Below are 24,137 nucleotides of genomic sequence, written 5' to 3'. Positions count from 1 at the left end.
TAGGAGAGCAATGTCTCAGGCCCGCATCACCATCGATCGCGACTTCACCATCGCCGACGTCCCCCGGAGGCTCTTCGGGTCGTTCGTCGAGCACATGGGGCGCTGCGTGTACACCGGCATCTACGAGCCGGGGCACCCGCAGGCCGACGAGCGCGGCTTCCGCCAGGACGTGCTCGCCCTGGTGAAGGAGATGGGTCCGACCGTGGTCCGCTACCCGGGCGGCAACTTCGTCTCGGGGTACCGCTGGGAAGACGGGGTCGGCCCGGTCGAAGACCGCCCCGTGCGCATCGACGGGGCATGGCACACGATCGAGACGAATGCGTTCGGCCTGCACGAGTTCATGGACTGGGCGAAGGAGGCCGACGTCGAGGTCATGGAGGCGATCAACCTCGGCACCCGCGGCGTCGAAGAGGCACGGTCGCTCGTCGAATACGCCAACCACCCCGGTGGCACCTACTGGTCGGACCTTCGTCGCAAGAACGGTGCCGAGCGGCCGTTCGACATCAAGCTGTGGTGCCTGGGCAACGAGCTCGACGGCCCCTGGCAGATCGGCGGCAAGACCGCGACCGAGTACGGCCGCCTCGCGCAGGAGTCGGCCAAGGCGATGAAGCTCGTCGACCCGACGATCGAACTCGTCGCGGTCGGCTCGTCGGCCCGGTCGATGCCGACGTTCGGCACGTGGGAGCACACCGTGCTCACGCACGCCTACGACGAGGTGGACTTCGTCTCGATGCACGCCTACTACCAGGAGCACGACGGCGACGCCGAGTCGTTCCTCGCGGAGTCGGTCGACATGGATGCGTTCATCGACGGCGTCATCGCGACGATCGACGCCGTCAAGGCCGCGGGCAAGCACACCAAGCAGGTCGACATCTCGTTCGACGAGTGGAACGTGTGGGATCAGCGCACGTTCAACGACGTCGAGTCGGTCGAGATCGCTAAGGCGGGGTGGAAGAAGCACCCGCGGCTGATCGAAGACACCTACAACGTGACGGATGCCGTCGTCGTCGGCACCCTGCTCAACAGCCTGCTACGTCACGGCGACCGCGTGAAGATCGCCAACCAGGCGCAGCTCGTCAACGTGATCGCGCCGATCCGCTCGGAGGAGAACGGTCCGGCCTGGCGCCAGACGAGCTTCTGGCCCTTCGAGCGCATGGCGCGCCTCGCGAAGGGCCGCATCCTGCGCCTCGCGGTGTCGGCACCGCAGATCGAGACGAAGCGCTACGGCGGGGTCGACTCGGTCGACGCCGCAGCCACGTGGGATGAGGAGACCGGCCGCGTCGTCGTGTTCGTCGCCAACCGCTCTCTCGACGAGGAGAGCGACCTGACCGTCGAGCTGCGCGGCCTCACGGGACTCCGCGTCGTGAACGCCGAGACCCTCACGATCCCCGAGGGAGGCGACCGCAAGACCGCGAACCTCGAGACCACGCAGGATGCCGTGCACATGGTGCCGCTCGCAGCCGCCGAGGTCGTCGACGGCGCGGTGCGAGCGATGCTCCCGCCGCTGTCGTGGTCGGTGATCGAGCTGGCCTGACCGCCGGAATCGAATCGCTCATCTGACCCGTTTCTTCGGAACACCGGGCAGATGGGCGATTCGACGGCCGGACGGCGGTCGATCAGTCCGCCGAGTCGTCGGCCGGCCACTCGACGTGCGGCCAGCCGTCCTCCCAGGTGATCGGCAGCAGGCCGAGCGTCGCGACACCGTCTGCACGGCCGTCGTAATAGTGGAACGCGAGCGCGCCGTCAGACACCGACTGCCCGCCCGGTCCGATGCGATCGCCGTCTGTGGCGAGCACGACGGTGCCGCCGTCGTCGAGCAGAGCACCCCCGTCGGCATCCAGATAGGGTCCGCCGACCGATGTCGACCGGCCGACGATGATCTCGTACGTACTGTCGACACCGCGGCAGCAGAAACCACGAGACGCGAACAGATAGAAGGCCCCGTCGTGCGCGACGATGTACGGCGCCTCGATCGCGTTCTCCATCAGCCCGCGATCGGCGAGGCGCAGAGGCTCGTCCTCGTCGGCCCGCAGACCGCTCGGCCACGACAGCTGCACCATGCGGATGCCCGAGGAGAACGAGCCGAAGGCCATCCAGGGCACGCCCTCCTCGTCTTCGACGATCCCGGGATCGATCGCGTTGAAGTCGGTGCCTGCGGACGCGATGACCTCTCCGCGGTCGACCCATTCGTACTCGGGGTCGTCGGGGTCCAGCGTGGTGTTGGTCGCGAGAGCGATCACCGACGTGTTCGCTCCGAAGGTCGATGCCGAGTAATAGAGGTACCAGGTGCCGTCGTGCTCATACAGCTCGGGCGCCCAGAGGTTGTCCACCCCCGGCACCGCCTCCGACAGCCATGCGGGCTTCTCCGCCCATACCTCGCCGACGTACTCCCAGTCGATGCCGTCGTCGGATCGACGGATCTGCACGTTGCCGTCGCCGATCTGCCCGTTGCCGGTGGAGTAGACGAATGCCTCGTCACCGTCACTCACATAGGCGGGGTCGTGCACGAACACGTCGCCCGAGAGCGCGGCCGCCGGCTCTGCCGCGGGCGGCGCCGCCGCGCAGCCGGCCAGCGCCGCCGCGAAGATGAAGACTGCGGCGGCACCGACCGGGCGCGCGGGGCGGATCATGCTGCTCAACCGAGGGCGAGAGCCGACCACGAGACCGGAGGCAGTGTGACCGTGAGCACCCCGTCCGCGATCACCGCACCGTCGAGGTTCTTCAACCCGACGCGCTCCTGATCCGCGAGCGTGTTCTTGGCGTACACGTCGTCGTCCCACACGGTGACGGCCTCGTCGATGCGCGTCGCACCGAGCTCCGAGACCGCGATGCTGACCTCGATCGCCTCGGTCTGGCTGCGGTTCACGAGGAACACCGCCGATGCCGTGCCGTCGGTCGTCACCACCGAGTCGACGAGCGGAGCGGATCCGTGCACCGCCGTCTCATAGGTCGGCACGTCGATGCGCGGCCGGACGATCTCGCCCTTCGCGAGTCTCGACGTCACCGAGAACGGGAAGAACGTCGTCTGACGCCAGGCGGCGCCGCCGGGCTCGGTCATGATGGGGGCGATGACGTTGACGAGCTGCGCGAGCGAGGCCGACGCCACGCGATCGTGGTTCTTGAGCAGGGTGATGAGCAGATTGCCGAGCACGACCGCGTCCGCCACCGAATACACGTCCTCGAGCTGACGCGGCGCGACGCGCCACTCGTCGTTGACCTCGTCGGACGCCTGGTGCTCGTCGAGGTACCAGATGTTCCACTCGTCGAAGGAGAGCTTGATCTTCTTCGACGACTTGAGCTTGTTGCCGACGTGGTCGGCGGTGGAGACCACGGTCTCGATGAAGTACTGCATGTCCAGCGATGAAGCCAGGTACGACGCGAGATCGCCGCCGCGCTCCTGGTAGTACGCGTGGCAGGAGATGAAGTCGACGTGCTCGTAGGCGTGCTCGAGCACCGTGCGCTCCCAGTCGCCGAACGTCGGCATCGACGATCCCGACGACCCGCAGACGACCAGCTCGAGGTCCTTGTCGGCCGCCTTCATCGCCTGGGCGGTGCGGGCGGCGATCTTGCCGTAGTCGTCGGCCGTCATGTAGCCGGTCTGCCAGGGGCCGTCCATCTCGTTGCCGAGGCACCACATGCGGATGCCGTGCGGCTCGACGGTGCCGTTCGCGATGCGCTGGTCGCTGAGCGCGGTTCCCGACGGGTGGTTGCAGTACTCGAGCAGGTCGAGGGCCGCCTCGATTCCGCGGGTCCCCAGGTTCACTGCCATCATGAGCTCCGAGCCGGTGAGCGCGAGCCACCGCGAGAACTCGTCGACGCCGACCTGGTTGGTCTCGAGCGAGTGCCAGGCGAGGTCACGGCGCACCGGCCGCTGGTCCCGCGGCCCCACGGAGTCCTCCCAGCGGAAGCCCGATACGAAGTTGCCTCCGGGGTAGCGGATCGTGGTCGATCCCAGCTCGCGCACGAGCTCGACGACATCGAGACGGAAGCCGTCTTCGTTCGCGGTCGGATGCCCCGGCTCGTAGATGCCGTCGTAGACGCAGCGGCCGAGGTGTTCGACGAACGAGCCGAAGATGCGTCGATCGATCGTCGCGACGACCGCCTCACGGTCGATGGAGATGCGTGCCTTGGTCACAGGGTTTCCTTCTCTGGTACGGGCCGGCTCGGCGAGTCGGCGAGGGGGTCGGTGAGTGGGGACGAGCACTGCGGTGTTCAGCGCAGCGCGTCCGCGGACTGCGGATCGCGAGCATCGATCGTCGCCAGGCGTCGATCGATCAGGCGCACCGCGATGGCGAGGGGAAGAGAGGCGCCGATGAGGGGGACGACGACGGGGAAGACCCCGGCGATCACCACGAAGGCGACGAGGACGACGAGCACACCGGCGCCCGTGACGGGAGAGGTGAGCGGAATGGTCAACGCGTAGCGCAGCACGGCGACGGGGGTGTCGCGGTAGCGCACGAGCAGAGTGGCGCAGACGATCCACATCAGCAGCACCGCGAGCGCGACGGCCGTGGTCAGCGCGGTGAGCACGGCGGCCAAGGGGCCGTCGAGCCGCGGGAGCACCAGGGCGTCGGCGGCGAGCAGCACGCCAGCGAGGAGGAGCGGACCGCCTGTCAGGTTGGCCCGCACGAACGACTCCCGGTACGCGCGGAGGAACCGTCGCACCGTGCCGGTCTCGGAGGCGTCACCGGGGAGCAGCACCGTTGCGGCGGCCACGCTCGCGGGCATCAGCCCGAGGATCCCGAGGCCGGCGACGACGCCGGCCACGCAGAGCAGGTTCACCAGCACCAGTGTGCACACCGCCTGCAGCACCTGCATGACCCGGCCGGTCCAGCCGAGCCCCACCTGCGCGTCGGCGCTCACGATCGCACCGCCTGAGAACCGCTCCAGACCACGCCGTGCGCGTCGATGCCGCTGAAGGCGAGCACCGTGCACTCGGCGACGGGATCCCAGGCGCCGAACACGACGGCGTCGAGAACGACTGCCTCGGCGTCGGCGGTCATGCCCGCGCCGTCGCTCGCGCCGTCATCGTCGGACAGCCTCAGGATCAACGACGCTGCGACGGGTTCGCCGTCGGACGACAGCACTGACTCGCAGCGCACCCGTCTGGAGTCGACCATCGTCGACACCTCGGGAGCGAAGCGCACGGCATCCCACTCCCCTGCGACGGGCTCGGCCACGGCCAGCCGCTCGGTGCCGAGTCCGGCGAACGGATGCGGCGACACGACGGGCCATCCCGATGCGGTCCAGTGCACGCGCCGCACCTGCGCCTCGTGCTGAGCGGGGTCGTCGGCGAAGCGCACGTGGTGCACCATGAAGGTCGCGTCTCCGTCATGGAAGATCGAGTTGTGTCCCGGCGCGATGAGGCCGGTGCCGTCGGGGAACCGCAGGCCACCCAGGATCTTCGTGCCCACGACGAGGGCCTCGGCGTCTGACGGAGAGGTCAGGTCCCGTCCCTGCTGATCCCGATAGGGGCCCGTGATCTCGTCTGCCACGCCGACCCGCACGCTGTACGTGTCGACCAGCGAATCGAACGAGACGAACAGCACGTACCGGTCCTCCTGATCGCGGTGCAGCACGTAGGCGCCCTCGATCGCGCCGTCGACGCTGCGGGGCCGGCGCGCGATCAGCACACCGGGCTCGTCGCGGAGGCGAAGACCCGTCTCGCGCGACAGCTCCACAGCGTGGATGCCGCCGAAGAACGACCCGTAGAGCATCCACGGCGAGCCCGCCCTGTCGAGGATGACGGCCGCGTCGATCGCGTTGAACCCGTCGCGATCGTGACGGGTGGCGATCACTATGCCGCGGTCGACCCACGGACCCGCGAGATCGGTCGCCGTCGCCAGCCCGATGGCCGAGGTGCGGGACCCGAAGGTCGACGCCGAGTAGTACATGTGCCACCGCGGCGAGCCGTCCGCCGTGGGCCAGCGGACGACCTCGGGGGCCCACAGCCCCGAGGCCCCGCTCCACTCCTGCGCCTGATCGGGCACTCCGTCGAGCGCGGTGCCCCGATAGGTCCACTCCACCAGATCGGGCGAGGTGCGCACGTGAGCTCCGGCCGGAACTCGATCGGCACCGGCCACGGCATCCGTGGAGAACATGTACCAGAGCCCGTCATCCCCGCGGACGACGGTCGGGTCGTGCGCGTGCCTGGCACCCCAGGTCGAGGTGTCGATATCGATGTCGATGTCGGCGTGCATGTCAGCCCTTCGCTCCGGTCAGCGCCACGGATTCGATGATCTGCTTCTGGAACACCACGAACACGGTGAGCACCGGGATCAGCGCGATGAAGGACGCCGCCATGATCAGCGGGTAGTCGGTCTGGCTCGCGTAGGTGGCGTTGAAGCTCGCGATCACGAGCTGCAGGGTCTGACGCTCCGGGGTGTTCAGGTAGATGATCGGCGCGAGGTAGTCGTTCCACACCGCCATGAACCAGAGGATGAACTGCGCGGCGATCGCCGGCCGGATCGCCGGGAAGATGAGCGTCCCGAAGATCCGCAGATAGCCGGCGCCGTCGAGCTTCGCAGCCTCGATGATCGAGTCGGGCACCGAGTCGAGATACTGGCGCAGGAAGAAGATCATGACGATGTTGCCGAAGATCCCGGGCAGGATCAGGGGCCAGAGCGTATCGACGAGTCCGGCGTTCGCGAACATCGTGAACTGCGGGATCATGATCGTCGGGAACGGGATCATGATGGCGGCGAGCAGCGACAGGAACACGACGTTCTTGAACGGCAGGCGCATCTTCGCGAACGCGAACGCCGCGATCGCCGAGCTGACGGTGCCGACGATCGTGACGCTCACGGACACGATGAGGCTGTTCACGATGCCGCTGGCGAGCGGACCGGCGGACCACACCCGGATGTAGTTCTCCCACTGCACCGGATCGGGGATCCACTGCGGCGGCAGCGAGAAGACCGCCTCCTTGGTCTTGAGGGAGGTGCTGAAGGTCCACAGCAGCGGCGCGATCATGATGACGCCGCCGAGGGAGAGCACGGCGAAGAGGATCGCGTCGACGGCACGGCGTCGGGTCGTGCGCGATCGCCCGGTGGTGATGCCGTTGCCGGTGGGGCGGCCCACGCCTCCGCGGAGCTGACGACGACGACGGGCGGTGGGGACGGTGACCGCGACGGTATCGTCGGCGGTGTCGGTCAGGAGCTGGTTCATGATGGGCCTCAGTCGATCGAGAACTGGAAGCGGCGGTTGATCCGGAACTGGATCGCGGTGATCACGAAGACCAGGAGTCCGAGCACCACCGACATCGCGGTGGCGTAGCCCATCTGCAGGTAGTTGAATGCCTTCTGCCAGATGTACCAGACGATGGATGCCGTCGAGAACTCGGGGCCGCCGGTCGGGGTCATGATGTTGATCTCGATGAAGATCTGGGCTCCGCCGATGATGCTGGTCACGACGAGGAAGAACGTCACCGGGCTCAGCATCGGGATCGTGATGTGGCGGAACTGCTGGAATGCGTTCGCCCCGTCGATGGCCGCGGCCTCGTACAGGTGCCTGGGCACCGACTGCAGCGCTGCGAGGTACAGCAGCATCGAGAAGCCGAGCCCCTTCCACACCGACATGATGATGATCGCGGGCTTCGCGGTGTCGGCGTTCTGCAACCAGTTGGGGCCGTCGATGCCGAAGATCGCGAGCACCTGGTTGATGAGCCCGAAGTCGCCGTTGTACGCCCACTGCCAGAGGATCGCGACGGCGGCGAGAGACGAGATCACCGGCACGTAGTAGACGGTGCGGAAGAACGTCGTGCCGCGCATCTTGCGGTTGAGCGCGAGCGCGAGCAGCAGTGACAGGACGAGTCCGATCGGGATGCCGATCATCATGAACACGGTGTTGCCCATCGCCTGCCAGAAGTACGGGTCGGCGAACATCTCGGCGTAGTTGTCGAGACCGTTGAAGACCGGGTCGCTCAGGCCGTTCCATTTGGTGAACGAGGCGTAGAACGAGAACAGCAGCGGATAGGCGATGAAGATCAGGAAGCCGAGCACGGGGATCGCGACGAACGCGGCCGCGACGAGATGTTCACGGCGGTGCAGTCGGGATCGACGGGATGTCGTCGTCGACATGGTCACCTCTTCTCAGAGAACGGGAGCGGATGTGGTCAGGGGCTCTGCGGGGCCGCGCACATGCGCGGCCCCGCAGGACGGTCAGCCGATGCCGGCGTCGGCGTTGGCCTTGTCGAGCAGCTCCTGCATGCGCGGCTGCACCTCGGCGAGGTAGTCGGCGGCGGTCTGCTTGCCGTCGAGCACCGGCTGGATGTTCTTGAAGAGCTCGTCGTACCACTCGGCGCTGTAGGTCGTGTTGGCGGGCAGGGCGCGGCCGTCCTGGTTGACGATGTCGAGGAACTCCTGCTTGTTGGCGGGCGGCAGCGTCGCGGATGCCACCCACGTGTCTGCCATGTCCTTGAGGTTGGGCACCTGCACGCCGGCGTCGACGAGCGACTGCTGCGCGGTCTCGTCGGTGGAGAGATAGATCGCGAGCTTCGTGGCGAGATCCGCGTTCTTGGACGATTCGGCGACGGCGATGCCGAGGGTGCCGACCCAGGTGGCGGTCTCGCCGGTCGAGCCGACCGGATACGGGATCAGGTCCCAGTCGAAGTCGAGCGTCTCGTAGGTGGGCACGTCCCACGGCCCGACGGGGAAGAAGCCGATGTCGCCCTGCATCCACCGCTGGTAGGTGTCGAGGGTCTGCGCGTCGGTGACCGACGGCGTCACCTGCGCGACGTTCTGCATGTCGGCGAAGAACTGCAGGGCCTCGGCGAACTCGGGGCTGTCGACGGTGACCTCGGTGCGGTCGTCGTTCAGCCAGTCACCGCCGTTCGACCAGACGAAGGACTGCAGGTTCCACTGCACGTTGAGGCCCGTGCCCCATTGGTCGAGGACGCCGTCGCCGTCGGTGTCGAGCGTCAGCTTCTTGGCGACGTCGATGAACTCGTCCCACGTGTAGGGGTCGTCGACCGAGGGCAGCGGGATGCCGGCCGCCTCGAACATGGTCTTGTTGTAGCCGAACGAGAATGGCCCCACGTCCTTGGGCATCGCGTAGATCGCGCCCTCGCCCATGAGCTTGCCGTCGAAGCGGTAGCTGTCGACGCCGTACTGCCAGACGTTGTCGAGGTCGACCGTGGCCTCGACCTCTTTCGTGATGTCCTTGATGATCCCGGACTTCACGTACGCCTGCACGCTGCCGGGATCGACGTAGAACACGTCGGGGATCTGCTTGCCGGTGATCGCCGCCTTGAGCTTGGTGCTGTACTCGTCGGCCGTCGTCATGATGATCTTCACCGTGACGTCGTTGTCCTTCTCGAACTGCTCGATCGCTGCGGTGTACGCGGCCTTCTCGGCATCGCTGCCGCGGAACATGAAAGTGAGCGTGTCGCTGTCGCCCCCTGCGGCCGTGCCGCTCGAGCATCCGGTGATGGTTGCCGTGGCGAGGGCGATAACGCCGGCGACGGCCAGGATCCGTGACTTCATTGTGCTGTGATTCCTCTCGGGAAGTGACTTCGATGTCGTCGCTCAGCTGCTGCGCTGGAGCGGTCCCACTCGTTTACAACGTTGTAGTAAACGTTGTAGAAGACATTGTGACTCGATTGGCCGGAACTGTCAATCGCCAATTCCGGAGGCGTACGGCCGAGTCGGATCAGGCCGAGGGGGCGGATTCCCGCTCGAGGATGCGGTAGTCCGCGAGGAGGGTCCTGGCCGGGGCGTCGGCATCCCCCGCGATCCGCGCGAGCAGGGTCGACACCGCGGTCTTCGCGATCCACGCGCGCCCGGGGTCGACCGTAGTCAGCGAGGGGATCGAATAGGCGGCCTCGTCCAGCCCGTCGAAGCCGACCACGGCGATGTCATCGGGCACACGGCGCCCCGACTCCTGGAGAACGCGCATGGCGCCGAGCGCGAGCGTGTCGTTCAACCCGAACACCGCGTCGAACTCGCCCCCGCGGGCGAGGAGCTCGCGCATCGAGTCCGCACCGTTCGCGCGGTGCCACAGGGTCGTGTACCCGATGATCGTCTCGTCGTAGGCGATGCCCGCCGCCTCCAGCGCCTCACGGTAGCCCTGCAGCCGCAGCGCCGCCGAGCCGAGGACCTCGCCCTCGTGCGCACCCACCACCGCGATGCGGCGACGCCCCTGCGAGAGGAGATGCTCGGTCGCGGCACGCGCCGCCTCGACATTGCGCATGGTGACGTGATCGGTCGGACCGTCGAAGATGCGCTCGCCGAGGAGCACCAGGGGGAACGAGACATCGAGAGCCGCGGCGTCCTCCTGCCCCATGCCGAGCGGGCTGAAGATCAGCCCGTCGGTCAGTTTGAGTCGGGGGCTGCGCAGCAGATCGAGCTCGCGGATGCGGTCGGCACCCGTCTGCTCGACGAGGACCACGACGCCGGCCGCCTCCGCCTCCTGGATCACGAGCGCGGCGAGCTCGGCGAAGTACGGCAGACCCAGGTCGGGCAGGGCGAGGGCGATGGCCCCCGTGCGCCCCGAGCGCAGATTGCGCGCCGTGAGGTTCGGCGTGTAGCCGAGCTCGGCGATCGCGGCCTCGACCTTCTCACGAGTGGCCGGGCGGATGTGCGGATAGTCGTTGATGACGTTCGACACCGTCTTGATCGACACCTCGGCCAGGCGTGCCACATCGTGCAACGTCACCGCCATGGCGCCTCCCGGATCCCTTCGGCTCACCGTTGCAGAAACGCTGATTCACCGCGAGATCACCCTACACAGAACGCGGGTCCCGCGGCATTCGCCACGGGACCCGCGTTGCTTCTCGATCTTCAGTCAGCGGCGCCTTCCGGCGTCACCGACGGGTGATCAGCGTGTTCAGCTCTCCATCGTCTGGCGACGACGGAAGACCAGCAGCAGTCCACCCGACAGCAGCGCGAGCGCGATGGCTGCGGCGGAGAGCGGGACGAGCATGTCGGCACCGGTCACGGCGAGTCCGCCGTCACCGGGTGCGGCTGCACCACCGTCACCGGGAGCAGCGCCGCCACCACCGGCGACCGGTGCGGCGAGAACCGCGAACGCCAGATCGGTCGGAGCCGACGAGACGCCGTCGACGACCTGCGTCGCCGACACCGTGTACGTGCCCGACTCGAGAGCCGCGCCGAACTGGACGCTCCATGCGCCGTCCTCGACCGTGGCCGTGAACGTGCCGCTCGCGGCGGCGAAGGCGCCCGCGAGGGCCGCCGTGTTCGCGGATGCCGGCTCAGCGCCGTTGAGCTTCACCGTGACGGTCGCGCCGTCGATGCCCGTGCCGGCGAGCCCTGAGGGGCCGTCGTTGTGGGCGAACTCCGCACCGTTCGCGACCGAGGTCACGGCCGGCGAGACGGGGCGGACGGCGAACGTCGACGTGGCCTCAGGCGAGACCTCGCCGTCGCGGGTCTGCGTCACGACGACGCTGTGCTCGCCGTACCCGAAGGTGAGTCCGTCGACGGTCCAGGAACCGTCTGCGGCGACCTCGGTCGTGCCGAGCACGTCGTCGGTCTCGGCGTCCGTCACCGTGATGCCGGTGGTCGGCAGGCCGGTGCCGCTGATCGCGGTGACGGCCTCGGTGACCGTCGAGCGGTCAGCCGGCGAGGTGATGACCGGTGCGACGAGCGGAGCAGGCACCACGGTCACGTCGATCGAGACGGTCTCGGAAGAGCTGAAGCCGGTGCGCGCACGGACCGAGATGGTCTGCTCACCGAGCTCGACAGGGCCGACGACCGAGAAGGCGCCGTCCACGACGTCGACCGTCTGGTCTGCGCCGAAGCCGCTGACCGTGACCTTGGCCGCTCCGGGAGCGGTTCCGGTGATGGCCGTTCCGGGCTGCACCTCTGCACCGTCGGTCGGGCTCGTGATGACCGGAGCGTCGAGGTCGAGCGCGACCTGGTAGCCGTTGGTCTTGGGCAGAGCGGTCACGAGCGATGCCGCCCAGGTGAACTGCTCTTCGGTCTCTGTCGCCTCGGATCCACCGCTGATGAGGCCGACGGCCGCATTGCCCTGGATGACCGCGCCGCCGGAGTCGCCGGGAGCCGCGGGAGTGTTGCTCGAGAAGCCCTGAACCCAGTGGCCGTCGATGCTCGCCCATCCGTCGAGGATGTCGTCGCCGTCGACCACACCGGTGGTGAAGCCGGTGGTGCGACCGCTCTTGTTGACCTCGCCGAGCGCCGGGGCGGCGACGGACTTGATCTCGATGACGCTGTCGGCGAGCGAGCTCAGCGAGTCACCGGCCGTGGTCCAGTCGGTGACCGCGGGAACCGGGTTCCAGCCGGCGGCCTCGTCGATGTCGATGACCGAGATGTCGGTCGCGGTGGTGTCGCCGTTCGAGCCGAGGCCTCCGTCGCCGCCGCCGAACTGGGCGAAGCCGAACGTGCCGAGCAGCTCGATCGACGCGGGGAGTGAGGGGGATCCGCCGACTGCCGGCTCGTCACCGGGAACGGTGAGAGTGGTGTCGGTGAGCGGTGCGCCGCTCTCGTCGAAGGCGCAGTGTCCGGCGCTGAGGAGCGCAGGGTCACCGGTGGGCGTGAATGCGGCGAAGCCCACGGAGCACGACCAGGCGTTGCTTCCGGGCTCGCCGGCGACGAAGCTCTCGAGGTCGGGGCTGACCGACAGGTAGCCCTGTCCGCCGACGACGTCACCCTCGTCGAAAGCCGAGAGCACGCGGTCGACCGTGACGACGGCCGGGTCGGTGAGGCGGGCCTTGGCCGCGACATCGTCGATCGCTTCGCCGCTGGTCGGGCTGTCGGAGGTGACGACGACGACGCCTCCACCGTTTGCGTTCGTGCCGAAGGCGACGACCTCGACGCCCTGCTCGGCAGCCTTCTTGGTCGCCTCGACGACCTCTGCGTCCGGAGCGTCCTGAACGGGGGCTTCGGTCGTGGTCGGAGCCGGAGTCGGCTCGGCGTCATCCTGCGCGAACGCCGCAGGCGCTCCCAGGAAGAGGCCCGAGAGGGCGAGGGTGGTGGCGGCCGTCAACGCCAATGGGCGTCGGCCTGTCACTCTGTGCTTCATGTGATGTATGTCCTTGCTGGTCACGGATCGTCAGTCAGTTTCATCTCCGGCAGTGTGCGATGCACACAGAACCGTTCGCCTCCCGGTGGAGGCGTGAACTGCGACGCTGGCCCCCCGACAAGCAGGATCCTGTCCGTCGGGACGAACAGGGATCTCTAGAAGAGTACCCAGTAAATCCACAGAATGGGGAAATTGTTTACCGGAATTTCACCGCTTGACCTGGACGTCCGGTGTGGGGTAAACGCGCCCGCGTTGCGTCATCCGGATGCGGGATCGGTCAGCTCCGGCCGGATCACGCGCGCCATTGCGTTCGCAGGCGGCACCGTTAGCATGGCCAGCATGAGCACCCACCGCAGAGCACGAAACCTCGTCGGCCTCGCGATGCTGGGAGCCTTCGCCCTGATGGGCGCGGCCTGCGCGACGGGCGCCCCGAGCGGCGCACCGACCTCGAGCGGCGATCCCACGGGCGAAGACAACGCCATCGTCGAGAAGCTCGTCGGCCTGTGGGGCGACGACGCCTCGGGCCAGCCGCACCTGGAGTTCACCGCCGACGGAGAGGTGCACGGCAGCGATGGCTGCAACGGCATCACGACGACCTATTCGGTGAACGGCGACCGCGTCGACCTCGCCCGATTCGCCTCGACGCTGAAGGCCTGCCCCGGCGTCGACGACTGGATGCGGGGCGTTCGTGCCGTGGAGATCGACGGCGACGTCCTCGTGATCAAGGACGCGTCGGGCGCGGAGCTGGGGAACCTCACTCGCGCGAGCTGATCATCTCCGCCGCGGCGAGTGCGGCGTGCGATCGAACCCGACCCGGGTGCACTGACCCGGGCCGGCGCCCCGGTCAGCCTTCGACGTGCCGCTCGTCGACACCGTCGTAGAGAGACAGCGGACGGATCAGCGCGTTGGCGCCGGCCTGCTCGATCACGTGTGCCGTCCACCCCGTCACCCGTGCCGCCACGAACAGGGGCGTGAAGGTGAGGGTGTCGAAGCCGATCAGGTTGTAGGCGGGTCCGGACGGATAGTCGAGGTTCGGGTAGATGCCCTTGCGGGCGACGAACTCCGACTCGAGGGCGTCGTACAGCTCGGCCACCTCGGCGCGGTCGTAGTGCTCGACGAGCGTGTCGAGCGCGGCCTTCATGGTGGGCACACGCGAGTCGCCGCTCTTGTAGACGCGGTGGCCGAAGCCCATGATCTTGCGCTTCTCGGCCAGAGCCGCATCCAGCCAGGGCACCACGTTCGACGCCTCGCCGATCTCGTCGAAGATGTGCAGCACGGCCTCGTTCGCGCCGCCGTGCAGCGGCCCCTTGAGCGCACCGATCGCACCGACCACGGCTGAGTAGAGATCGCTGAGCGTCGACGTGATCACCCGGGCCGTGAACGTCGAGGCGTTGAACGAGTGCTCCGCATACAGGATCATCGAACGGTTGAACGCATCGACGACCACCGGATCGGGCTCTTCGCCGAACGTCATCCAGAGGAAGTTCGCCGAGTAGTCGAGGTCTTCGCGGGGTGCGATCGGCTCCTGACCACGACGGCGGCGCTGCCCGTAGGCGACGATCGCCGGCAGGGCCGCGAACAGGCGGATGCTGCGCTCGAGGTTCTGCTCGGGGCTGCCACCGGCATCCAGCACCGACCCGCCCGCGTTCGTGTCGGAGGCGCCGAGCAGGCTGACGGCCGTGCGCACCTCGTCCATCGGGTGAGCCTCGACGGGCACCAGGTCGATCGCCGTCTTGACGTTCTCGGCGAGCGCTCGATGCTCGCGCTCGGTCGCACGGAATGCGGCCAGCTGCGCGGCATCCGGCAGCTCCCCATGCCAGAGCAGGTAGGCGACCGCCTCGAACGACTGGGTCGCCGCGAGCTCCTGCACGGGGTAACCGCGGTAGAGCAGGCTGTTCGTCTCGGGGTTGACCTTCGAGATCGCGGTCGTATCGACGACGACCCCGGCGAGGCCCTTCTTGATGTCCGGCTCGGTCATGCTCACTCCTTCGTGACGGTGAAGCCTGCGACGCCCGAGTCGAACTGCGTGTAGGACTCGTAGTCGATCAGGTCGTAGAGATCTGCACGGTGCTGCATCTCACCGAGCTTCGAGGTGAGCTGCCCCTCCTCGCCCAGCGTATCGAGCGCACGACCGGCCGCGCCCATCGCGATGCGCAGCAGCGACACCGGCCAGATGACCATGTTGACGCCGGCATCCCGCAACTGGTCGACCGAGAACAGGTCGCTCTTGCCGAACTCCGTCATGTTGGCGAGGATCGGCACGTCGAGTGCGTTCGCCACCGCCTCGAATTCGGCGAGCGAGCGCATCGCCTCGGGGAAGACGGCATCGGCTCCGGCATCCACCAGCGCCTTGGCGCGGTCGATCGCCGAGTCCAGTCCTTCGACCGCGCGGATGTCGGTGCGGGCCATGATCAGGAAGTTCGGGTCACGGCGTGCATCTGCGGCCGCTCGGATGCGGCGGATCGCGGTGCTCTCGTCGACGACGCTCTTGCCGTCGAGATGCCCGCAGCGCTTCGGGTTGATCTGGTCCTCGATGTGGGTGCCGGCGAGACCGGCGTCCTCGAGCTCCTGGATCGTGCGGGCGACGTTCATCGGCTCACCGAAGCCGGTGTCGGCGTCGACGATCGCGGGGATGTCGGTCATCCGCGCGATCTGCTTGGCACGGCCGGCGACCTCGGTCAGGGTGGTGAGACCGATGTCGGGCACCCCGAGGTCGGCAGAGAGCACAGCGCCCGAGATGTAGACCCCGTCGAAGCCCTTCTGCTCGATGAGTCGGGCGCTCAGCGGATTGAAGGCGCCCGGGAACCGCAGCAGCTCACCGCTCGCGAGCCGCTCACGGAACAGGCGGCGCTTCTCGGCCGGGGTGACGTGGGAGTAGAGCATCAGAACAGGCCCTTCGGGGCGTCGGCGCCCTCGAGCAGACCGGGCTTCGCGATGATCGACAGCTCGCCGACCTCGGCGGCCGTCAGCTCGGGCAGACGCTGCACGAGCGCGAGGAAGCGCTCGATCTCGGCCGGCTCGAGCACCGGCTCGGCCAGCAGGCGGAACTTCGCGATGTAGTTGTCGCGCGCGAACGGACGGGCGCCGAGCGGATGCGCATCGGCGACGGCGATCTCGTCGACGACGGTGGTGCCGTCGGCGAGGCGGAATTCGACGCGACCGCCGAACGCCTTCACGTCGGGGTCTTCGGAGTGGTAGCGGCGCGTCCACTCGGCATCCTCGGCCGTGGTGATCTTGTGCCACAGCGCGACCGTGTCCTCGCGACCGGCCCGCTCGGGGGTGTACGAGTCGACGTGGTGCCAGCCGCCGTCCTGCAGCGCGACGGCGAAGATGTACGGGATCGAGTGGTCGAGCGTCTCGCGCGATGCCGTGGGGTCGTACTTCTGCGGGTCGTTCGCTCCCGAGCCGATCACGTAGTGGGTGTGATGGCTGGTGTGCAGCACGATGGCCTCGATGTTCGCGGGGTCGCGCAGCGCCGGATTCTCGGTGCCGAGCTTGCGGGCGAGGTCGATCCACGCCTGCGCCTGGTACTCGGCCGAGTGCTCCTTCGTGTACGAGTCCAGGATCGCGCGCTTCGCCTCGCCCGCGGCGGGCAGCGGCACCTCGTAGGCGGCGTCCTTGCCGTCGAGCATCCAGGCGATCACACCGTCTTCGCCCTCATAGATCGGGGCGGGGCTGGTCTGGCCGCGCATCGCCCGGTCGACGGCCTCGACCGCGAGCTTGCCGGCGAAGGCCGGGGCGTGCGCCTTCCAGGTCGAGATCTCGCCCTTGCGGCTCTGACGGGTCGCGGTGGTGGTGTGCAGTCCCTGGCCGACGGCCTGGTAGATCGTCTCGACGTCGAGGCCGAGCAGGGTGCCGATGCCGGCGGCGGCCGACGGGCCGAGGTGCGCGACGTGGTCGATCTTGTGCTTGTGCAGGCAGATCGCGCGCACGAGGTCCATCTGGATCTCGTAGCCGGTGGCGATGCCGCGCAGCAGCGCGCGACCGTCGGCCTGCACGTGCTGGGCGACCGCGAGGATCGGCGGGATGTTGTCGCCCGGGTGGGAGTACTCGGCCGCGAGGAACGTGTCGTGATAGTCGAGCTCGCGCACGGCCACGCCGTTGGCCCAGGCCGCCCACTCGGGGCTCGTGCGGTGATCGAGCGCCGCGCCGAAGACCGTGGCCCCGATGCCGCCGGTCGAGACGGGGTGGCTGAACGCCTGGGCGCGGGCCGCGTTGATGGGGCCGCGGGTGAGGGATGCCGCCGCGACCGACGCGTTGTCGATGATGCGGTTGATGATCATGTCGGTGACGTCCTGCTCGACCTCGACCGGGTCGGCGGCGACCTCGGCGATCTTCCAGGCGAGCTGGTCTTCGCGGGCGAGGTTCTCATCGCTGCGGTGGACGCGGACGTGGTGGGTGACGGTCATTTCACACCTTCTGGGTTGGCTGTCAGGGAGTCGAGGATGCCGGCGAGCGCGTTGTGCAGATGCACGTGCGTGGCATGAGCGGCGAGGTCGCCGTCTCGGGCGCCGAGGGCTGCGGCGATCGTGCGGTGCTCTGCGGCGGAGGCCGCGAGACGGTCGGGCTTGTCGCGGGCCATCCGGCGCACCCGCACGAGGTGGGTGCGCACGGTGCGCAGCGCCGAGGCGATGTAGTCGTTGTCGACCGCGGCGTCGAGCGCCGCGTCGAAGCGGGCGATGAGGGCGTAGTACGCGTCGCGCCCCTCAACCGCGGCGAGGTCGACGTGCGCGAACTCGTCGGCGAGCGCGGCGAAGAGATCGGCGTCTCCTCGCTGGGCGGCGAGACGGGCGGAGGTCTCCTCGAGCGCGCGGCGGATCTCGAACAGTGCGCGGATGTCGTCGGCATCCAGGTCTGCGACCACCGTGACCCGCGGGGACTGCTGCACGACCAGGCCGTCGGCCGCCAGGCGTCGGAGCGCCTCGCGCATCGGAGTGCGACTGATGCCGAGGCGGGCGGCCTGCTCGACCTCGCCCAGCACGAAGCCGGCGGGGAGGGCGCCCGACTGGATCTCCTCCAGCAGTGCCGCGTGGGCTCGATCACTCGCGCTGATGCGATCGGCGACGGAGCTCATTCCCTTAGTGTATACACAAATACACGAGGTCGGTCATTCGGGCGAGCTCTGAGTGCCTCACGTATACATTGAGCTACCGCTGCGGCAGCTCCACGGCATCCGGCACCGGCTCGACGAACTCGGCCGGCCGCGGCTCGCCGAGCTTCACGACGACCACGCCGACCAGCACGAGCGCTCCGCCGAGGGCCTGCAGAAGGTCGGGCAGCTGACCGAGCAGCAGCCAGCCGAAGAGCAGTGCGGCGACCACTTCGGAGAGAGCGACGAACGACGCGAGGCGGGAGCCGAGCATCCGGGTCGAGGCGATGCCGAGCACGTACGCGAGGGCCGTTGCGATGAGCCCGATCGCGAGCACCGGCACGAACCACGGCACGGTGCCGAAGCGGTAGGTGATGTCGTCGGTCGTCCAGGCGATGGGCAGGATGCCGACGAGGCCCGCGACCGTCAGTGCGATCGCGCCGAGCAGCAGCCCGCCCCCGGCGAGCGCGATCGGAGGCAGTCCGGTGTCAGCCTTGGCCGAGAGCAGGAAGTACGTCGCGGCACCCACCATCGCGGCGAGCGCCCAGAGGATGCCGGCGACGTTGACCTCGGCCCCGGTGAGGATGTCGAGCATCAGCACGAGACCGACGAAGGCGATGGCGGCGCCGATCACGCTGCGGCGGCTCGGGCGCTCGCCGCGACGGAGCCACAACCACAGGATCACGGCGATCGGCGCGGTGTACTCGATGAGCAGCGCGAGGCCGACGTCCATCACGGCGACGGCCTGGAAGTAGCAGAGCTGCGTGGCGGTCACGGCGAGCAGACCGTAGGCGGCGACCATCCCGGCGTTCTTGCGGAGCACTCCCCACCGCCCGCGCAGCGACAGGATCGTGGGCACGAGCAGCACGAGGGCGGCGACCCAGACCCGCGCGGTCACCGCAGCGCCGGGAGTCCAGCCCGCGTCGATCAGCCCCCGAGCCCAGGCGCCGGACATGCCGAACGCGAAGGCCGCGCCGATCGCCAGCGGCAGACCGAAGCGCACGCCCAGCGCCGTGACGTCATTTGCAACCTTGCTCATGACAGGTGACGCTACTCGTGCACGATGTAAGGTGTCAACATGAACTTCACCGATGACACGGAAGAGACCCTCCGTGCTGCCGTCTGGCTCGTGAACTCTGCGGAGGACCCCGACACCCTCGAGACGCTCGCCGACTACGACGCGTTCCTCGCGAACTTCGCCTATTCGGGTCGACTCGACCGTGACGAGGCCGAACTCGGCGGGCTGCGAGCCCTGCGTCCGCGGCTGCGCACCATGCTGCTCGCACCCCGAGACGAGATGGCCGAGCACGTCAACGCCGCGCTCGCCGAAGCGCATCTGGCTCCGAGGCTGGTGCGCCACGACGACGTCGACTGGCACCTGCACGCCGTCGCGGACGAGCGCCCCCTGCCCGAGCGCGTGCTGATCGAGACGGCCATGGCACTGATCGACGTCATCCGCGCCGATGAGGGGTCGCGCATCTCGATCTGCGCCGACGACACCTGCCAGGCACTCGCCCTCGATCTGTCTCGCAACCGCTCCAAGCGCTTCTGCTCGACGACCTGCACGAACCGCAACGCCGTGGCCGCATATCGCGCGCGGCGCGCGAGCGCCTGAGCCCTGCGCCGTCGCCCGACCGGGCCTGAGCCGATGCGCCCTCGGCGTCGTCCGCAGCCCCGCCTGATATCAGGCGAACCGCGCCGGATCAGGAGGATCTCCGCAGGATGCTCCTGATCTCGGCACACGCTCATGATCTCGGCCGGGTACCCTCGGTGACCGATGAGCATCTCCCCCTCCCCCTACGACATCTGGTTCGCCGACGCCGAGTTCGACGCGAGCTACGGCCACACACTGAGCACGCTCCGCGCGATCGCTCCGGTCGCCGCACCCGACGGATTCGCCGAACGGTGGCGGGGCTGGCGGCAGCAGGCGAAGACGGTGGATGCCGCACCCACCGTGCTGTCCACAGAGAGCGTCCACGGACGGCGGGTGTCGATCATCGAGCACGCCGGGGTCGACGGCATCCGGCTGCGCGCCTGGCTCGTTGAGCCCGTCTCGTCGCCCGCGCGCGTCGGTGTCGTGCACAGCCACGGCTACGGCGGACGGGATGCGGTCGACCTCGCTCGCATACCCGACGATGCGGCCGCGATCTTCCCCGTCGCCCGAGGGCTGCCCACGCTGAACACGGGCGTCGGCGCCCCCGCACGCCAGGCCGAGCATGTGCTGGCCGGGATCGAGAGCCCGGACTCGTACGTGCTCGGCCTCTGCGCCCGAGACCTCTGGCTCGCCGCGGATGCTCTCACCACCCTCGTCGGCCCCCTGCCCCTCTATTACGTCGGCGAGAGCTTCGGCGGTGGCATCGGCGCCCTCGCCCTGCCGTGGGACGACCGCTACGTCGGGGCGACCCTCATCGTGCCGAGCTTCGGACAGTACGACGAGCGCCTCGCCGTGCACTGCGTCGGCAGCGGCGAGACCGTGCGCGACCACGTCGCTGCCCATCCGGAGGCCCGCGAAGTGCTGCGCCTGTTCGACGCCTCGACAGCCCTCGGCTTCGCCCGCATCCCGGTGCGCGTCGAGGCGGCGATGTGGGACCCGTACGTGCCGCCGCCCGGACAGTTCGGCGTCGCGAACGCGGCTCGGATGCTCGAACTCGCCGTCCTCCCCGCGGGCCACGCCGACTATCCGGGGGCCGGGGAAGTGGCGGCCGGGGCGGTCCGCGACGGCAGGTCCCACCTCGCACGCGCGCTGCGCGCGGCATCCTGAGATCAGGAGAAGGCGACGAGATCAGGATGATTCTCGCCCTTCTCTCCTGATTCGCGTCGATCCTCCTGATCTCGCGTCCCGGCAACGGCCCCGCACCCCGCGCCCACGCCCGCGCGCTCACCCCCGCGCATCGGAGCACTGGACGCCACTTGTCATAACAGGTACACTCAGCTTGTCATTACAGGTTGCGCAGCGCCGCAGCATCCGCCCAAGGAGCACCGATGCCCCAGTTCCACACGCCCCCGATCTCCCCGATGGCGATCGCGTTCGACGCCGAGAACCTCACTCTCTCGCCCGAAGGGCCCACCCTGACGCGGCGCATGTCCGACCTCGAGGGCCTGTTCCTCGACGCGGAGGCCTGGGCCTCGGCATCCGCCGGGGAGAACCCCGTGGTCTACACCGTCACCAGCTCGCCCGTGCCCGAGATCGACCGCGAACTGCCGCAGTCGATCACGACGATCATGCCCGGCGACACGTCCGGTGAGCTCTGGATGACGAAGGGGCACCAGCATCCGAACCACCAGGGCGAGATCTACCTCGCGCTGAAGGGACGCGGCGGCCTGCTGATGTTCGACGGCGAGCGCACCGAATGGCTCGACATGCTGCCCGGCACCATCGGCTACATCCCGCCAGGGTGGGCGCACCGCTCAGTGAACACGGGGGACGAACCGTATGCGTTCCTCGCCGTGTATCCGGGCGGCGCCGGCCACGACTACGGCTGGGTGCTCGAGCACGGGATGGGCTCACGCGCCTACCGCTCGGCCGAGGGCGTCGACCTGCGCCCCTATTCCGCGACCCCCTCCGCGGAATAGGGGTCGGCCATGCTGATCGCGCACGACCTGGGGACGACCGGCGACAAGGCGTCCTTGCACCATGACGACGGCCGTCTCGTCACGTCGGTCACGGTCCCCTACCCGGCCCACTTCGCCGCCGGCGGCATCGCCGAGCAGGACCCGGCGGACTGGTGGAATGCCGTCGTCTCGGCGACCCGGCAGCTGCTGTCGCGGGCGGGCATCGCCCCCGAGACCGTCGGCGGCCTCGTCGTGAGCGGCCAGATGATGGGCACGGTGCTGCTCGACGCGCACGGCGATCCGGTGCGGCCCGCGATCATCTGGGCCGATACCCGCTCGGGCGCGCAGACCCGCGCGCTGGAAGAGCGCCTCGGCGTCGAAGCCGCCTACCGCGTGCTCGGCCACCGCCTGAACCCCACCTACTCGCTCGAGAAGATCATGTGGGTGCGCGACAACGAGCCTGATGTCTGGGCTCGCGTGCGCCACTTCTGCGTCGCCAAGGACTACATCGTCTACCGGCTCACCGGGCACCTCGCGACCGAGCGCTCCGACGCCTCCGGCACGAACGCCTACGACCAGGTGCACGGCACCTGGTCGGCCGACGTTCTCGCCGCCGCCGGACTCGACGCCGCGCTCTTCCCCGAGATCCTCGAATCGACGGCCGTCGCGGGCTCCCTCACGACCGAGTCTGCGGACGCGCTCGGGCTGTCGGCATCCGTCCGCGTGGTCATGGGCGGCGGAGACGGCCCGCTCGCCGCGGTGGGCTCGGGCATCGTCGCCCCCGCAGACGGCGCCTACGTGTGCCTGGGCACGTCGTCGTGGATCTCGTTCGCGAGCCTCGCTCCGCTGCACGATCCGCAGATGCGCACCATGACGTTCGACAACGTCGTGCCCGGCTCGTTCGTGCCGACCGCGACCATGCAGGCCGGCGGCGCATCGGTGCAGTGGATCGCCGAGGCGCTCTCCCCCGACCCCGCCCACCCCGACACCGCGCGGCTGACGGCCGAGGCCGGCGGCGACCTCGACACCGAAGACCTCTACTTCCTCCCCTACCTGCTCGGCGAGCGCTCTCCCCTGTGGGACCCGCACGCGCGCGGAGCCTTCGTCGGCCTCGGCCGTCACCACACCCGCGCGCACCTGACCCACGCCGTGCTCGAGGGCGTGGCCTACAACCTGCTCACCTGCATCCAGGCGTTCCGCGAATCCGGAGCCTCCATCGACCGCATCGACGCAGTCGGCGGCGGAGCGCAGAGCGACGCGTGGCTCAGCATCCTCGCCGATGTCTGGGGAGTTCCGATCCGCCGCCGCACGATCGTCGAAGAGGCCAACAGCCTCGGCGCCGCGGTCACCGGCGCGGTCGGCCTCGGCCTCGCCGACTTCTCGGCGGCGAGGGCGCTCAGCGAGGTGACGGCGGAGTTCACTCCGGATGCCGGTCGGCACGCCGTCCACGCGCAGCGGCACGCCCGCTTCGTCGACGCCTACACCGCGCTCGAGCCGTGGTTCGCCCAGGCACCCGCCACGCGGGACGCCTGATGGGAGTCATCCTCGCCACCAGCCGCTCGTTCTCCGACGGCGATCTCGACCTCGTCGGGCGGGCCACGGCGGCCGGCCACCAGATCGTCCGTGGACCCGCGCACCACGGGCTCACCGAGCTCGCGCCGCTGCTCGCCGCGGCTGAGGGATGGATCGCCGGCACGGGACCTGTGACCGACGAGCATCTCGCCGCCGCACCGAACCTTCGGGTCGTAGCCCGCTACGGCGTCGGCACCGAGGCGGTCGATCTCTCTGCGGCGCTGCGGCGCGGAATCCCGGTGACGAACACCCCCGGCGCGAATGCGGATGCCGTCGCCGACCACACCGTCGGACTCATGCTCGCGGCCCTCCGGTTCATCCCCGACGGCGACCGCCGTGTGCGCATCGGCGACTGGAGCGTGCGCCGCGGCCGCGAACTCGGAGCCGCCACGGTCGGCGTCGTGGGCTTCGGCCGGATCGGCCAGGGCGTCGCCCGACGCCTCAGCGGCTTCGGCGCCCGAGTGCTCGCCACCGATCCGTTCCTCCCTGCCGACGTCATCGCCGCGCGAGGGGCCGAGCCGGTCGACCTCGATGAGCTGTTCCGCACCGCCGACCTGATCACCCTGCATGCCCCCGGCGGCCAGACGCTGGTCGATGCCGCCAGACTCGACAGCATCCGTCCGGGAATGATCCTGGTGAACACCGCCCGCCCTGACCTCGTCGACGAGCACGCGCTGGCGCAGGCCCTGCACGACGGACGCCTCGGCGGATACGCCGCCGACACCCTGAACGGCGACACGGCAGCGAGCGCGAGCCCGCTGCTCGCCGACGACCTCGCCGACCGCGTGACCGTCACCCCGCACCTCGGTGCGCAGACCACGCAGGCCGTCGACAACATGGGGTCGATGTCTCTCGACGACGTGCTCGCCGTGCTGGCGGGCACAGCACCCGCCCACCCTGTCTCTCCCCGACCCTGAAGGACCAGGCT

At 69.0% G+C, this 24,137-nt stretch carries 21 protein-coding genes; 7 read left to right on the top strand and 14 right to left on the bottom strand.

What is annotated here, in order from left to right:
• The first annotated feature begins 10 nt into the window (after positions 1 to 10).
• Entirely contained in the window at positions 11 to 1,534 is a 1,524-nt protein-coding gene (locus tag ACIP5T_RS14150; protein WP_400864380.1) for an alpha-N-arabinofuranosidase, read from the top strand.
• 82 nt (positions 1,535 to 1,616) lie between these two features.
• Here ACIP5T_RS14150 and ACIP5T_RS14145 read toward each other — a convergent pair whose 3' ends face one another.
• The 9 genes from ACIP5T_RS14145 to ACIP5T_RS14105 form a co-directional block, all read right to left on the bottom strand.
• Entirely contained in the window at positions 1,617 to 2,630 is a 1,014-nt protein-coding gene (locus ACIP5T_RS14145) for an arabinan endo-1,5-alpha-L-arabinosidase (RefSeq protein WP_400864378.1), read from the bottom strand.
• Between the two features lie 5 nt (positions 2,631 to 2,635).
• A complete protein-coding gene (locus tag ACIP5T_RS14140; protein WP_400864375.1) occupies positions 2,636 to 4,135 on the bottom strand; it encodes an alpha-N-arabinofuranosidase in 1,500 nt (499 codons plus the stop codon).
• 77 nt (positions 4,136 to 4,212) lie between these two features.
• Positions 4,213 to 4,863: a YesL family protein gene (locus tag ACIP5T_RS14135; protein ID WP_400864373.1), complete on the bottom strand. Its 651-nt coding sequence runs from the start codon at positions 4,861 to 4,863 to the stop codon at positions 4,213 to 4,215.
• Complete coding sequence (locus tag ACIP5T_RS14130) at positions 4,860 to 6,200, bottom strand: arabinan endo-1,5-alpha-L-arabinosidase (protein ID WP_400864371.1); 1,341 nt, start codon at positions 6,198 to 6,200, stop codon at positions 4,860 to 4,862. The genes ACIP5T_RS14135 and ACIP5T_RS14130 overlap by 4 nt, the downstream gene beginning before the upstream one ends.
• Position 6,201: 1 nt before the next feature.
• Positions 6,202 to 7,167, bottom strand: a complete 966-nt coding sequence (locus ACIP5T_RS14125) for a carbohydrate ABC transporter permease (protein ID WP_400864368.1) — start codon at positions 7,165 to 7,167, stop codon at positions 6,202 to 6,204.
• An 8-nt stretch (positions 7,168 to 7,175) separates the two neighbouring features.
• A complete protein-coding gene (locus tag ACIP5T_RS14120; RefSeq protein ID WP_400864366.1) occupies positions 7,176 to 8,078 on the bottom strand; it encodes a carbohydrate ABC transporter permease in 903 nt (300 codons plus the stop codon).
• Between the two features lie 81 nt (positions 8,079 to 8,159).
• Positions 8,160 to 9,482 (bottom strand): ABC transporter substrate-binding protein, encoded by a 1,323-nt coding sequence (locus ACIP5T_RS14115; protein WP_400864364.1) that lies wholly within the window; start codon positions 9,480 to 9,482, stop codon positions 8,160 to 8,162.
• Positions 9,483 to 9,648: 166 nt separating this feature from the next.
• Positions 9,649 to 10,659: a LacI family DNA-binding transcriptional regulator gene (locus ACIP5T_RS14110; protein ID WP_400864362.1), complete on the bottom strand. Its 1,011-nt coding sequence runs from the start codon at positions 10,657 to 10,659 to the stop codon at positions 9,649 to 9,651.
• Between the two features lie 165 nt (positions 10,660 to 10,824).
• A complete protein-coding gene (locus tag ACIP5T_RS14105) occupies positions 10,825 to 12,996 on the bottom strand; it encodes a S1 family peptidase (RefSeq protein ID WP_400864360.1) in 2,172 nt (723 codons plus the stop codon).
• A gap of 339 nt (positions 12,997 to 13,335) precedes the next feature.
• On the opposite strand from ACIP5T_RS14105, the gene ACIP5T_RS14100 reads away from it, so the two are divergent.
• Positions 13,336 to 13,767, top strand: coding sequence for an META domain-containing protein (locus ACIP5T_RS14100; RefSeq protein ID WP_400864357.1), 432 nt, complete (start codon positions 13,336 to 13,338; stop codon positions 13,765 to 13,767).
• Between the two features lie 73 nt (positions 13,768 to 13,840).
• Here the strand turns inward: ACIP5T_RS14100 and ACIP5T_RS14095 are convergent, their stop codons facing one another.
• The 5 genes from ACIP5T_RS14095 to ACIP5T_RS14075 all read right to left on the bottom strand — a co-directional run bounded on the left by ACIP5T_RS14095 (position 13,841) and on the right by ACIP5T_RS14075 (position 19,124).
• The gene (locus ACIP5T_RS14095; protein ID WP_400864354.1) at positions 13,841 to 14,974 is read right to left on the bottom strand and encodes a bifunctional 2-methylcitrate synthase/citrate synthase; all 1,134 of its coding nucleotides are present in this window, start codon (positions 14,972 to 14,974) and stop codon (positions 13,841 to 13,843) included.
• A 2-nt stretch (positions 14,975 to 14,976) separates the two neighbouring features.
• Complete coding sequence (gene prpB, locus ACIP5T_RS14090) at positions 14,977 to 15,879, bottom strand: methylisocitrate lyase (RefSeq protein WP_400864352.1); 903 nt, start codon at positions 15,877 to 15,879, stop codon at positions 14,977 to 14,979.
• Entirely contained in the window at positions 15,879 to 17,405 is a 1,527-nt protein-coding gene (locus tag ACIP5T_RS14085) for an MmgE/PrpD family protein (protein WP_400864349.1), read from the bottom strand. Before ACIP5T_RS14085 ends, prpB begins: the two co-directional genes overlap by 1 nt.
• On the bottom strand, positions 17,402 to 18,070 hold the full coding sequence (locus tag ACIP5T_RS14080; protein ID WP_400864347.1) for a GntR family transcriptional regulator: 669 nt from the start codon (positions 18,068 to 18,070) through the stop codon (positions 17,402 to 17,404). Before ACIP5T_RS14080 ends, ACIP5T_RS14085 begins: the two co-directional genes overlap by 4 nt.
• Positions 18,071 to 18,143: 73 nt before the next feature.
• Positions 18,144 to 19,124, bottom strand: coding sequence for an EamA family transporter (locus ACIP5T_RS14075; RefSeq protein WP_400864345.1), 981 nt, complete (start codon positions 19,122 to 19,124; stop codon positions 18,144 to 18,146).
• A 39-nt stretch (positions 19,125 to 19,163) separates the two neighbouring features.
• On the opposite strand from ACIP5T_RS14075, the gene ACIP5T_RS14070 reads away from it, so the two are divergent.
• The 5 genes from ACIP5T_RS14070 (at position 19,164) to ACIP5T_RS14050 (ending at position 24,126) form a co-directional block, all read left to right on the top strand.
• A complete protein-coding gene (locus ACIP5T_RS14070) occupies positions 19,164 to 19,700 on the top strand; it encodes a CGNR zinc finger domain-containing protein (RefSeq protein WP_400864342.1) in 537 nt (178 codons plus the stop codon).
• 162 nt (positions 19,701 to 19,862) lie between these two features.
• On the top strand, positions 19,863 to 20,846 hold the full coding sequence (locus ACIP5T_RS14065) for an acetylxylan esterase (RefSeq protein ID WP_400864340.1): 984 nt from the start codon (positions 19,863 to 19,865) through the stop codon (positions 20,844 to 20,846).
• 221 nt (positions 20,847 to 21,067) lie between these two features.
• A complete protein-coding gene (locus tag ACIP5T_RS14060) occupies positions 21,068 to 21,658 on the top strand; it encodes a glucose-6-phosphate isomerase family protein (protein ID WP_400864337.1) in 591 nt (196 codons plus the stop codon).
• Positions 21,659 to 21,667: 9 nt separating this feature from the next.
• Positions 21,668 to 23,170 (top strand): xylulokinase, encoded by a 1,503-nt coding sequence (gene xylB, locus ACIP5T_RS14055; protein WP_400864335.1) that lies wholly within the window; start codon positions 21,668 to 21,670, stop codon positions 23,168 to 23,170.
• The gene (locus ACIP5T_RS14050; protein WP_400864332.1) at positions 23,170 to 24,126 is read left to right on the top strand and encodes a phosphoglycerate dehydrogenase; all 957 of its coding nucleotides are present in this window, start codon (positions 23,170 to 23,172) and stop codon (positions 24,124 to 24,126) included. The genes xylB and ACIP5T_RS14050 overlap by 1 nt, the downstream gene beginning before the upstream one ends.
• Positions 24,127 to 24,137 lie beyond the last annotated feature (11 nt).

The organism is Microbacterium sp. NPDC088619 (assembly GCF_044752825.1).
In the GTDB taxonomy this organism is placed as follows: domain Bacteria; phylum Actinomycetota; class Actinomycetes; order Actinomycetales; family Microbacteriaceae; genus Microbacterium.
The sequence above is the reverse complement of the archived record's forward strand: the minus strand, read 5'-3'. Positions and strand labels throughout refer to the sequence as shown.

Coding starts and splice junctions, on each gene's coding strand:
- ACIP5T_RS14060 (WP_400864337.1), top strand. CDS start 21,068: ATGCCCCAGTTCCACACGCCCCCGATCTCCCCGATGGCGATCGCGTTC.
- ACIP5T_RS14070 (WP_400864342.1), top strand. CDS start 19,164: ATGAACTTCACCGATGACACGGAAGAGACCCTCCGTGCTGCCGTCTGG.
- ACIP5T_RS14115 (WP_400864364.1), bottom strand. CDS start 9,482: ATGAAGTCACGGATCCTGGCCGTCGCCGGCGTTATCGCCCTCGCCACG.
- ACIP5T_RS14095 (WP_400864354.1), bottom strand. CDS start 14,974: ATGACCGAGCCGGACATCAAGAAGGGCCTCGCCGGGGTCGTCGTCGAT.
- ACIP5T_RS14130 (WP_400864371.1), bottom strand. CDS start 6,200: ATGCACGCCGACATCGACATCGATATCGACACCTCGACCTGGGGTGCC.
- ACIP5T_RS14075 (WP_400864345.1), bottom strand. CDS start 19,124: ATGAGCAAGGTTGCAAATGACGTCACGGCGCTGGGCGTGCGCTTCGGT.
- xylB (WP_400864335.1), top strand. CDS start 21,668: ATGCTGATCGCGCACGACCTGGGGACGACCGGCGACAAGGCGTCCTTG.
- ACIP5T_RS14080 (WP_400864347.1), bottom strand. CDS start 18,070: ATGAGCTCCGTCGCCGATCGCATCAGCGCGAGTGATCGAGCCCACGCG.
- ACIP5T_RS14150 (WP_400864380.1), top strand. CDS start 11: ATGTCTCAGGCCCGCATCACCATCGATCGCGACTTCACCATCGCCGAC.
- ACIP5T_RS14100 (WP_400864357.1), top strand. CDS start 13,336: ATGAGCACCCACCGCAGAGCACGAAACCTCGTCGGCCTCGCGATGCTG.
- ACIP5T_RS14085 (WP_400864349.1), bottom strand. CDS start 17,405: ATGACCGTCACCCACCACGTCCGCGTCCACCGCAGCGATGAGAACCTC.
- ACIP5T_RS14110 (WP_400864362.1), bottom strand. CDS start 10,659: ATGGCGGTGACGTTGCACGATGTGGCACGCCTGGCCGAGGTGTCGATC.
- ACIP5T_RS14145 (WP_400864378.1), bottom strand. CDS start 2,630: ATGATCCGCCCCGCGCGCCCGGTCGGTGCCGCCGCAGTCTTCATCTTC.
- ACIP5T_RS14050 (WP_400864332.1), top strand. CDS start 23,170: ATGGGAGTCATCCTCGCCACCAGCCGCTCGTTCTCCGACGGCGATCTC.
- ACIP5T_RS14105 (WP_400864360.1), bottom strand. CDS start 12,996: ATGAAGCACAGAGTGACAGGCCGACGCCCATTGGCGTTGACGGCCGCC.
- ACIP5T_RS14065 (WP_400864340.1), top strand. CDS start 19,863: ATGAGCATCTCCCCCTCCCCCTACGACATCTGGTTCGCCGACGCCGAG.
- ACIP5T_RS14125 (WP_400864368.1), bottom strand. CDS start 7,167: ATGAACCAGCTCCTGACCGACACCGCCGACGATACCGTCGCGGTCACC.
- prpB (WP_400864352.1), bottom strand. CDS start 15,879: ATGCTCTACTCCCACGTCACCCCGGCCGAGAAGCGCCGCCTGTTCCGT.
- ACIP5T_RS14120 (WP_400864366.1), bottom strand. CDS start 8,078: ATGTCGACGACGACATCCCGTCGATCCCGACTGCACCGCCGTGAACAT.